General features: G+C 74.4%; 11 protein-coding genes. 7 read left to right on the top strand and 4 right to left on the bottom strand.

What is annotated here, in order from left to right:
• Positions 1-91: 91 nt before the first annotated feature.
• The 4 genes from ACFVNO_RS10555 to ACFVNO_RS10540 form a co-directional block, all read right to left on the bottom strand.
• Positions 92-580 carry an RDD family protein gene (locus ACFVNO_RS10555; protein WP_378891368.1) on the bottom strand — a complete coding sequence of 163 codons (489 nt, stop codon included), beginning with the start codon at positions 578-580 and terminating at the stop codon, positions 92-94.
• A gap of 10 nt (positions 581-590) precedes the next feature.
• Positions 591-1082 (bottom strand): RDD family protein, encoded by a 492-nt coding sequence (locus ACFVNO_RS10550; RefSeq protein WP_355258651.1) that lies wholly within the window; start codon positions 1080-1082, stop codon positions 591-593.
• A 276-nt stretch (positions 1083-1358) separates the two neighbouring features.
• Positions 1359-1859 carry a transcription elongation factor GreA gene (gene greA / locus ACFVNO_RS10545; protein ID WP_220563246.1) on the bottom strand — a complete coding sequence of 167 codons (501 nt, stop codon included), beginning with the start codon at positions 1857-1859 and terminating at the stop codon, positions 1359-1361.
• Between the two features lie 141 nt (positions 1860-2000).
• Positions 2001-2453, bottom strand: coding sequence for a DUF4307 domain-containing protein (locus tag ACFVNO_RS10540; protein ID WP_220563245.1), 453 nt, complete (start codon positions 2451-2453; stop codon positions 2001-2003).
• 155 nt (positions 2454-2608) lie between these two features.
• On the opposite strand from ACFVNO_RS10540, the gene mca reads away from it, so the two are divergent.
• The 7 genes from mca (at position 2609) to ACFVNO_RS10505 (ending at position 9483) form a co-directional block, all read left to right on the top strand.
• Positions 2609-3490 carry a mycothiol conjugate amidase Mca gene (gene mca, locus ACFVNO_RS10535; protein ID WP_355258644.1) on the top strand — a complete coding sequence of 294 codons (882 nt, stop codon included), beginning with the start codon at positions 2609-2611 and terminating at the stop codon, positions 3488-3490.
• A 4-nt stretch (positions 3491-3494) separates the two neighbouring features.
• Positions 3495-3743: a hypothetical protein gene (locus tag ACFVNO_RS10530; RefSeq protein ID WP_355258641.1), complete on the top strand. Its 249-nt coding sequence runs from the start codon at positions 3495-3497 to the stop codon at positions 3741-3743.
• Positions 3744-4031: 288 nt separating this feature from the next.
• A complete protein-coding gene (locus ACFVNO_RS10525; protein WP_355258638.1) occupies positions 4032-4730 on the top strand; it encodes a GntR family transcriptional regulator in 699 nt (232 codons plus the stop codon).
• 128 nt (positions 4731-4858) lie between these two features.
• Positions 4859-5854, top strand: coding sequence for a BMP family protein (locus tag ACFVNO_RS10520; RefSeq protein WP_355258635.1), 996 nt, complete (start codon positions 4859-4861; stop codon positions 5852-5854).
• A gap of 25 nt (positions 5855-5879) precedes the next feature.
• Entirely contained in the window at positions 5880-7436 is a 1557-nt protein-coding gene (locus ACFVNO_RS10515; RefSeq protein WP_378891359.1) for an ABC transporter ATP-binding protein, read from the top strand.
• Positions 7433-8560: an ABC transporter permease gene (locus tag ACFVNO_RS10510; protein ID WP_378891356.1), complete on the top strand. Its 1128-nt coding sequence runs from the start codon at positions 7433-7435 to the stop codon at positions 8558-8560. The genes ACFVNO_RS10515 and ACFVNO_RS10510 overlap by 4 nt, the downstream gene beginning before the upstream one ends.
• Positions 8557-9483 carry an ABC transporter permease gene (locus ACFVNO_RS10505; protein WP_355258626.1) on the top strand — a complete coding sequence of 309 codons (927 nt, stop codon included), beginning with the start codon at positions 8557-8559 and terminating at the stop codon, positions 9481-9483. Before ACFVNO_RS10510 ends, ACFVNO_RS10505 begins: the two co-directional genes overlap by 4 nt.
• Positions 9484-9494: the final 11 nt, after the last annotated feature.

Genomic DNA, 9494 nt, shown 5'->3' with positions numbered 1-9494 from the left:
CGATCTGGCACAACTGGCTGGTGGGTGCCCCGGTCAAGCGGTCGTTGATCGCCTACGACCACTGACCAGGACACATTTCCCCATCAACGATCTAGGCCGGTGCCGGGGGGCGGACGACGGCGGTCCGGGACAGCCGGTCGTGCAGGGCGAGCCCGTCGGGGGAGGCGGCGCCCAGGCTCTCGACCAGCGTGAAGCACAGGCCGACGCAGGGCAACGCCTGGGGCAGGCAGAGCACGGCGGCGCGCGCCGCGGCCTGGCCGCGGGTGGGGCGGCCGCCGCCGGGGCCGACCACGGAGATGCCCGTCATCATCTTGCCCGGGGTGGCGCCGCGCGCGACCAGGAAGCCCCACTCGTACAGGAACAGCAGCGCCACCCCGCCGAACAGCAGCAGCCCCGCCCAGCCCATGGCCGCGAGGTACCCGTCCACGGGGAGCGCCGCGGCCGGCAGCGCCGCGAGGGCGAACAGCGCCGAGACCGCGGTCGCCGCCAGCACGATGTCGATGAACCGGGCCGTCGCGCGCAGCGAGAACGGCGCCGGCTCCGCGTCGGGGCCGGCACCGTCCGGTAGGGGCCGGGGCATCGGGACCTCCTCAGGGATGGGAGTGCACGACGACGGTCTTGGACACGCGGTCGTGCAGTGCGAGCCGGTCCTCGCCCACCGCCGCCATGCTCTCCATGAGGCTCAGCACGTGGCCGAGGCAGGGCAGGGACTGGGGCAGGCAGAAGAAGGCCGAGCGCCCGACGGCCTGGCCCTGGGTGAGGCGGCCGCCGTCGGCGCGGGTCACCTTGATGCCGAGCATCATCTTGCCCAGCGTGGCGCCCCACGTGACCAGGAACAGCCAGTCGTAGAAGAACAGCAGCACGCCCCAGCCGAAGAAGAACAGCAGGGCCCACACCGTGCCCTCGGCGTCGCTCGTCTCCGTCGAGAATCCGTTCAGGGCCCCCGTGATGGTCAGCATGCCGATGAAGAACGCCGTGGCCGCGATCGCCGCCAGGATGTAGTCGATGAACCGGGCGGCCAGGCGGCGGCCGAAGGAGGCGGGTCCGGGGCCGGCGGGCACCGGTTCCGGTCCGTGCGGCATCCACCCGCCCTGCGGGCCGTAGGGGGTCGGGACGCCCGGACCCGGGCCGCCCTGCGGAGGGGGGCCGCCGTGGCCGGGACCCTGCGGGTTCCAGTAAGGCGAGGACATCGTGCCCTTTCGGTGGTCGGGGAGGCGGCACCCGTCGGCCGCCCTCAGAGGGTACGACGCACCGGGGAGCCCCGGAGACCCCCGGGACCGCGCCCGCTCCCGCCCCACATGCGGTGAGGGGCGGCATCCGCCGCCCCTCACCGCTTCGATCCCCGCCGGGGACCCGCCCTACATGCCGCTGTAGGGGACCGCCTCGATGATCTCGACCCCGAGGCTCTTGCCGTTGGGCAGCTGGTAGCTGACCTTCTCGCCGACGGCCTTGCCGTTGATGGCGGAGCCGAGCGGGGAGCGCGGGGAGTACACGTCGATCGGGGAGCCGCTCTCCTCGCGGGAGGCGAGCAGGAACGTCACCTCCTCGTCGTCGCCGTCGAACATGACGGTGACGGTCATACCGGGGCCGACCACGCCCTCGGTCCGAGGGGCCTCGCCGACCCGCGCGGTGCGCAGGATCTCGGTGAGCTGGAGGATGCGGGCCTCCATCTTGCCCTGCTCCTCCTTGGCGGCGTGGTAGCCGCCGTTCTCCTTGAGGTCGCCCTCCTCGCGGGCGGCCTCGATCTTCTCCGCGATCTCGATGCGCCCGCTCCCCGTCAGGTGGTCCAGCTCTGCCTTGAGCCGGTCGTACGCCTCCTGGGTGAGCCAGGTGACGTTGTCATCGCGGGTCTGGGTCACGGGAACTCCTTGTGTACTAGTAGCAAAGGCCACCAGGCGGCCAGAGCTGAACTTACGAGAATATCACCGTGCGTCATGGCACACGGTTCCCGAAAGGCCGGCTCCACCGCCCGAACCGGTGGGGAAAGGGGTTCGGCGGTGTCAGTCCTGCGAACCTTGTTCCCTGCACGAGGCCACTTCTACCGTTGCGGCCTGACGAACCGTTTCAACGGTCGTGGTGACCATGCGGTTCCCGGCCTCCGTCGCCACGGTCCTCTGGCCCACCTCCACCAGGCGCTCGTCCAGCGCGCGGATCAGGCACACGGCCCCGTCGCGGCTGTTCACCTCGTAGGTGATGGTCGCCTCGGCCGCCGTCGGCGCCGAGGAGGAGACCACCTGGTGGTACACGCCCCCGCCCAGCCCGGTGTAGCTCATGACCGCGTAGCCCCACCCGACGGCGCACAGCACGGCGAACGCCGCCGCGATCACGAAGAAGACCGGCCCGTTGCCGTGGCGTTTGCGCAGGGCGGGCGCGGTCTCCGCGGCGGGGGCGGCCGCGTCGGCGGCCGGTTCGTCGGCGCTCTTCACGGCGTCTTCCTCCGGGGTGGTGGGCATCGGGAATCTCCGTACACGGGGACGGTGTTGTCTAAGATATCCCCGACCTGACAGCCCCCCCGCGCGGCCCGCACCAAGTCGCCGGATGTGCCGTGATCAGGGGAGCAGGACGGTACGCCCCTGCGACCGTCGACCGAGTCAAGGAGAACCCTTCGTTGTCCGAGCGCCTGCGGCTCATGGCCGTGCATGCCCACCCCGATGACGAGTCCAGCAAGGGCGCGGCCACCATGGCGCGCTATGTCGCCGAAGGAGCCGACGTGCTGGTCGTCACCATGACCGGTGGTGAACGCGGTGACATCCTCAACCCGGCCATGGAGCGGCCCGACGTCCGCGAGAACATCGCGGAAGTGCGCCGCCGCGAGATGGACCGGGCCCGCGAGATCCTCGGGATCCGGCAGGAGTTCGCCGGTTTCGTCGACTCCGGCCTGCCCGAGGGCGACCCGCTGCCCCCGCTGCCCGAGGGCTGTTTCGCCCTCACCCCGGTGGAGGAGGCCGCCGCGCCCCTGGTGGAGTCGATCCGCCGCTTCCGTCCGCACGTGATCCTCACCTACGACGAGAACGGCGGGTACCCCCACCCCGACCACATCATGACCCACAAGGTGTCGATGCACGCCTTCGACACGGCGGGGGACCCGGACGCCTACCCGGGCACCGGCGACCCCTGGCAGCCCCTCAAGCTGTACTACTTCGTCTCCTTCCCGTTCGAGCGGTTCGAGGCGATCGCCGCGCTGCTGGAGGAGAAGGGGCTGGAGAACCCCTACCAGGAGTGGATCGACCGCATCAAGGACCGCGGCGACCGTCCCACCTGGGAGATCACCACGCGCGTGGAGTGCGGCGAGTACTTCGACCTCGCCGAGAAGGCGCTGAAGGCGCACGAGACCCAGGTCGACCCCAACGGGTTCTGGTTCGCGGTGCCCAACGACCTCCTCGCCCAGGCCTGGCCGACCGAGGACTACCACCTGGTGCGGTCCCTGGTGGACACCGAGGTCCCGGAGACGGACCTCTTCGCGGGTGTCCGCGACGCAGTGAGAGTATGAACCCATGAACAGCCTTCTCGTGTCCGCCGCCGCGAACACCGACACGTTCACCCTGGACAAGTACACGGTCACCCCGGGCGTCCTGGGGTTCCTCGTGATCTTCGCCGTCGGTGTGGCCCTGTACCTGCTCATGCGCAGCATGACCGGCAAGCTCAAGACGGTGCGCGGTGAGCGCACCATCGAGGAGCCGGTGGACGTCGCGGCCGCCCCGACCCTGATCGAGGACGACGCCGCGAAGCGGAAGGACTCCTAGGACGCGTTCGGCGGATCGTTCCGGGTCGCGGCCGCGGGGCCGCCTCTCGCCGCGCCGCCCGCGCTCGGACGGCCGGCCCCGGGCCGACCCGCGCCGGTCGTCTCGCGAGAGACCGCCCCGCGGCCGCTCCCGGCGTCCGGCGCGAGCGCCGGAACGCTCGAGAGCATCCGCCGAACACGCCCCGGCCGGGCACCCGGCCCGCGGCGCGCCCGGACCCCTCCGGTCGCGCGGCGGGCCGCGGACGGCGGGCCCGGAACGGCCCGCCGGACACGGCCTACGATGGGGTCCATGCCGCCCGCGCCCTCACCGTCCCCGTCGCTGCGCGACCGGGCCTACGCCGAGCTCAAGTCGCGGATCATGGACCTGCACCTGCCGCCGGGCCACCGCATCACCGAACGCGAGACGGCCGCCGAGCTGGGCGTCTCCCGGGTGCCCCTGCGCGAGGCCCTGCGGATGCTGGAGGCCGAGGGGCTGATCGTCCTGGTCCCGCGCCAGGGCGCCATGGTGGCCGGCTGGTCGCGGGAGGACATCGTGCACCTCTTCGAGGTGCGCGAGGAGCTGGAGCCGCTGGCCGCGCGCCTGGCCGCCGCCAAGCGGAGCGAGGACGACCTGCGCCTGATGCGGCGGTGCCTCGACGAGGCGGCCCGGGCGCTGGACGCCGGTGACGACTCCGCCACCGCCGCCGCCAACGCCGGGTTCCACCGCGCCGTGCTGGGCGCCTGCGGCAACCCCCTGCTCCAGGAGATGATGGCGCCGCTGGACGCCCGCGTGCAGTGGCTGTTCCACCTCACCCGGCACCGCGACACCCGCGAGCAGCGGGAGGAGCACGTCCGGCTGCTCGGGCTGATCGAGCGCGGCGACGGCGAGGGGGCGGCGGCGCTGTACCGCGAGCACGTCGCCGCGGGGCTGGAGCCCACGCTGGCCATCGCCGAGACCTGGGAGCGCTTCGACCCGGTCGACGTCACCCGCACCCGCACCCGCAGGTAGCGCCGCCCGTCGGGCGGGCCGGCCCGGTGCGGGGAAACGCGGTGTTTCCCGGCGGGCAACACGGAGGTCACGGGCCGCTCCCATGCTGAATTTAGTGGTATACCGCTAACTCGGCAGAGGAGCACGTCATGTCACCCCGAACCACCCGAGGCGCCGCCTGGGCCGCCGCCGCACTGACCGGATCCCTGACCCTGGCGGCCTGCGGCTCCGGGGGCGGCGGGGGCACGGACGACCGGCTCCGCGTCTCCGTCCTGCTGCCCGGGTCCATCAGCGACACCGGGTTCATGCAGTCCGGGCACGCGGGTGTGGAGCGCATCCGGGCGGAGCGCTCCGACGAGGTGGACATCACCTTCGTCGAAGAGGTCGCCGCCGCCGACTTCGAGCAGGTCCTGGGCCGGATGGCCGGGGAGTCGGACCTGGTCGTCTCCGTCGGCGGCCAGACCGACGCCGACGTGCGCGCCGTCGCCGCCGCCGCGCCGGACGTCACCTTCGTGGAGATCGGCGGACCCGCCGACGCCGAGCCACTGGAGAACCTGGCCTACTACGACCCCCGCCAGCCGGAGGGCGCCTACCTCGCCGGGGTCGTCGCGGCCCTGACCTCCCGGAGCGGGAAGATCGGCTTCATCGGCGGCGCCGAACTGCCCGAGATCGTCAACTCCTCCCACGCCTTCGAGAACGGCGCCCGCAGCGCAGACCCCGGCATCGAGGTCGTCGAGCCCCAGTTCCTCGGCGACTTCAACGACCCGGCCCGCGCCCTCCAGGCCGCCTCGGCCGACCACGGGGTCGGCGTCGACGTGATCGGCCAGATCCTCAACCTCGGCAAGTCCGGCCTGGAGCAGGCCGCGCTGGAGGCCGGGGCGCACGTGGTCGGCGGCCCCATCGCCGGCGACTGCGCGGACGGCTCGCCCTACGTCGGATACGTCGTCACCGACACCGGCGTCCAGATCGAGTACGCCGTCGACGCCGTCCTGGACGGCACCTGGGAGGCCGCCCAGGTCCCCTTCGGCCTGGCGGGCGACCGCGTCGGCACCGACTTCGTCCTGTGCGCCGACGACCCGGAGGTCGAACAGGCCCTGGACGAGGCGGCGGAGGCCATCGCCTCCGGCGCGGTCGAGCCCTACTAGACCGGTGCGAACGGAAAGGCCCCCCATGACCGGCTCCGACGGCCGCCCCGCGGTCCTGCGCCTGGACGGCGTCACCCGAAGCTTCGGCGACCTGGTCGCCCTGGACGGCGTCGACCTCTCCGTCGCCGCGGGCGAGATCCACTGCGTCCTGGGCGAGAACGGCGCGGGCAAGTCCACCCTGTGCAACATCGTGTTCGGCGGCACCCCGCCCCTGCGGGGCCGGATGCTCCTGGACGGCGAGCCCTACGCCCCCGCTTCGCCCGCCGACGCCGCCCGCCGCGGCATCGCCATGGTCCACCAGCACTTCAGCCTCGTCCCCACGCTGACCGTGGAGCAGAACCTCCTGCTCGGGCGGTCCCGGTTCCGCCCCGACCGGCGCGCCCTGCGCCGCCGGCTCGAACGCATCGGGGAGGAGTACGGGCTGACCGTGGACCCCGGCGCACGGGTCGACCGGATGTCGGTGGGGCACCGCCAGACCGCCGAGATCGTCAAGGCCCTGGTGGACGGGCCGCGGCTGGTCCTCTTCGACGAGCCGACCGGGGTCCTGGGCCCCCGGGAGATCGACGCGTTCCTGGCCACCGCGCGGCGCATCGCCGACTCCGGCACCGCGGTCGTGCTCATCACCCACAAGCTCCAGGAGGTCCGCGCCGTCGGCGACCGGGCCACGGTGCTGCGCCACGGCCGTGTCACCGGCGGCGGGCGCCTGGCCGACCTCGCCGACGACGACCTCGTCTCCCTCATGGTCGGCCGCCCGCCGCGGGACCCCGCCTCGGCCGCCGCCCTGGGCCTGCGGGGCGGCGCCGGGCGCGTGCGGCGCGGGGAGGCCGGCCCGCCCGCCCTGGAGGTGGCCGGGCTGCGCGCCCGCGACGCCCACGGGGCGAGCGCCGTCGACGGCGTCGACCTCACCGTCCGGGCCGGGCGTATCACCGGGATCGCCGGTGTGGAGGGCAACGGCCAGTCCGCCCTGGCCGACGCGCTCTCGGGGGCGGTCCCGGTCGGGTCCGGGACGATCCGGCTGGCCGACCGCGACATCACCGCGGCCTCCCCGGGCGAGCGCACCGCCGCCGGACTGGCGGTCATCCCCGAGGACCGCCACCACGAGGGCGTCGTGGAGGACCTGAGCCTGGCCCAGAACCTCATGCTGGGCCGCCTGCGGGAGTTCACCGGCCGCTTCGGGGCCCTGGACCGCCGCGCCCTCCGGGACCGGGCCGCGGACCTGGCCGCCCGCTTCGACGTCCGCGCCCCCGGGCCGGACGCCCCGATGTCCGCCCTGTCCGGAGGCAACCAGCAGAAGGCCGTCCTGGCCCGCGAGCTGTCGCTGGACCCGCTGGCCTGCGTGGTCGCCGCCCACCCCACCCGCGGCCTGGACGTCGGCGCGGTCGCGGCCGTGCTCGGCCACCTGCGCGCCGCCGCGGACCGGGGCGCGGCCGTCCTCGTGATCTCCGGGGAGCTCGAAGAACTGCTGGCGGTCTGCGACGAGGTCCGCGTCGCCTACCGCGGGACGCTGGCCGGACCGGTGGACCCCGCGGACCCCGCGGCCCGCGACCGGATCGCCCACCTGATGGCGGGGGCCGCCGCATGAGCCCGCTCCGTCCCGACCCCCGCCACCCCCTCTCCCTCGGACTGCTCTGCGGAGCCGGGGCCCTGCTGTTCACCGTGCTCGCGGCGGTCGCCGCCGGGTCGCCGCCGGGCACCACCCTGAACGCGCTGTGGACCTCGACCGCGGGCAACCCCTTCGCGCTGGGGGCGGCCGTCAACACCGCGGCCGCGATCCTGCTGGTCGCCTGCGGGTTCGTCATCGCGTTCCGGGCGAACCTGGTGAACGTCGGCGGCGAGGGGCAGTTCGCCCTCGGGGCCGTCGGCGCCACCGCCGTGGGGGTCCACCTGCCCGAGTCCGCGCCGGCCCTCCTCGCCCTGCCGCTGGTGCTGGGGGCGGCCGCCCTGGGCGGCGCCGCCTGGGCCGCGGTCGCCGCCGGGCTGCTGGTCCGGCGCGGGGTCAACGAGATCATCACGACCCTGCTGCTCAACTTCATCGGGCTGGCCCTGCTCATGCTCGCCGTCCACGACGAGCGGCTGCTGCGCCAGCCGGTGACCAGCGCGGAGACCCTGCCCCAGTCCGAACCGCTGGTCGAGGCGGCCCGTATCCCGCTGCTCGGGCTGCCCGGCTCTCCGATGACGGCCGCCGCCGTCCTCGCCCTGCTCGGCGCCGCCGGAACGGCGTTCCTGCTGCATCGGACCGCGACGGGGCTCCGGCTCACCGCGGTCGGGCGGGGCGCCGCGGCGAGCCGCCGCCTGGGCGTCCCCGTGGGCCGGGTGCGCTTCGGCTCGCTGACCGCGGCCGGGGCCTTCGCGGGCCTGGCCGGGGGGACGGTCGTCGCCTCGGCGCCGTACGTCCTGGCCGACGGGATCGCTGCGGGGTACGGCTTCACCGGCCTGGTGGCCGGGCTGCTCGCCCGCGGGTCGATGACGGCCCTGGTCCTCATCACCCTGGCCCTGGGCCTGCTGGCGGCCGGGGGCATCGGCGTCCAGCTGGCCGCCGGGGTGCCCGCCGCGATCAGCCAGATGACCGAGGCCGTGCTCGTGCTGCTCGTGGCCGGCACGGCGCTGCTGGTCCGTACCCGGCCGAGGGCGCGCCGGACCGCGGGGCCGCCGCCCGCCGGCCCCGTTCCCTCGGCCGCGCCGCCGGAGAAGGGGACCGCGCGATGATCCACACCCTCACGGAACTGCTCGCCATGAGCGTCGCCCTGGGCCTGCCGATCATGGTCGCCGCGGCGGCCGAGGCCGTCTCCGAACGCGCCGGGGTCCTGAACATGAGCGTCGAGGGCATGATGGTCACCGGCTGCCTGGCCGGGGTCCTGGCCGCGGTGGCCACCGGCTCCCCCTGGACCGGACTGGCCGCCGGGACCGCGGCGGGCGTCCTGGTCGGCGTCCTCCAGGGCCTGCTGAGCGTGACCTGGCGGGCGGACCAGATCGTCACCGGCCTGGCGCTGAACACGCTGGCGCTCTCCGGCACGGTGTTCGCGGCCCGGCTGCTCCTGGACCGGGACACGGTCACCCCCGGCTTCGACCGGGCGGCCCTGCCGCTGCTCTCCGACCTGCCGGTGCTGGGCCGGGCGCTGTTCTCGCTGCCGGCCCCGGGCTACCTGCTGATCGGCGCGGTGGTCGCGCTGACCCTGCTCACCTCGCGGCGCACCGCCTGGGGCCTGGCCGTCGACGCCACCGGGGAGGACGCGGTCAAGGCCGACCGGGCCGGGCTGCCGGTGGCCCGCATCCGCCACCTGGCGGTCCTGCTGGTCGGCGGGGCGGGCGGGCTCGCCGGAGCCTACATCGCCCTCGCCCAGGTCAAGACGTTCACCGACCACATGACCGCGGGCGTGGGCTACCTCGCCGTGGTCGCCGTCATCGCCGCGCGGTGGCGGACCGGGCGCGTGGCCGCCGTCGCCCTGGTGTTCGGCGCGGCCCAGGCGCTCCGGTTCACCCTCCCCGCCCTGGGCGTCGCGCTGCCCGCGGCCCTGCTCGTGGCACTGCCGTACCTGCTGGCGCTCGCCGCCGTGGCCGGGCTGGTCTCCGGATCCCGGCGCCCCTCCGACCTGACCGTCCCGTTCGTCCGAGCCGGACGCACCGGCTGAACCACCGGAAA

The sequence above is a fragment of the Nocardiopsis sp. NPDC057823 genome (genome assembly GCF_042797335.1).
GTDB lineage: Bacteria > Actinomycetota > Actinomycetes > Streptosporangiales > Streptosporangiaceae > Nocardiopsis > Nocardiopsis changdeensis.
Note: the sequence above shows the minus strand (reverse complement) of the source record. Positions and strands in the feature narration are given on the sequence as shown.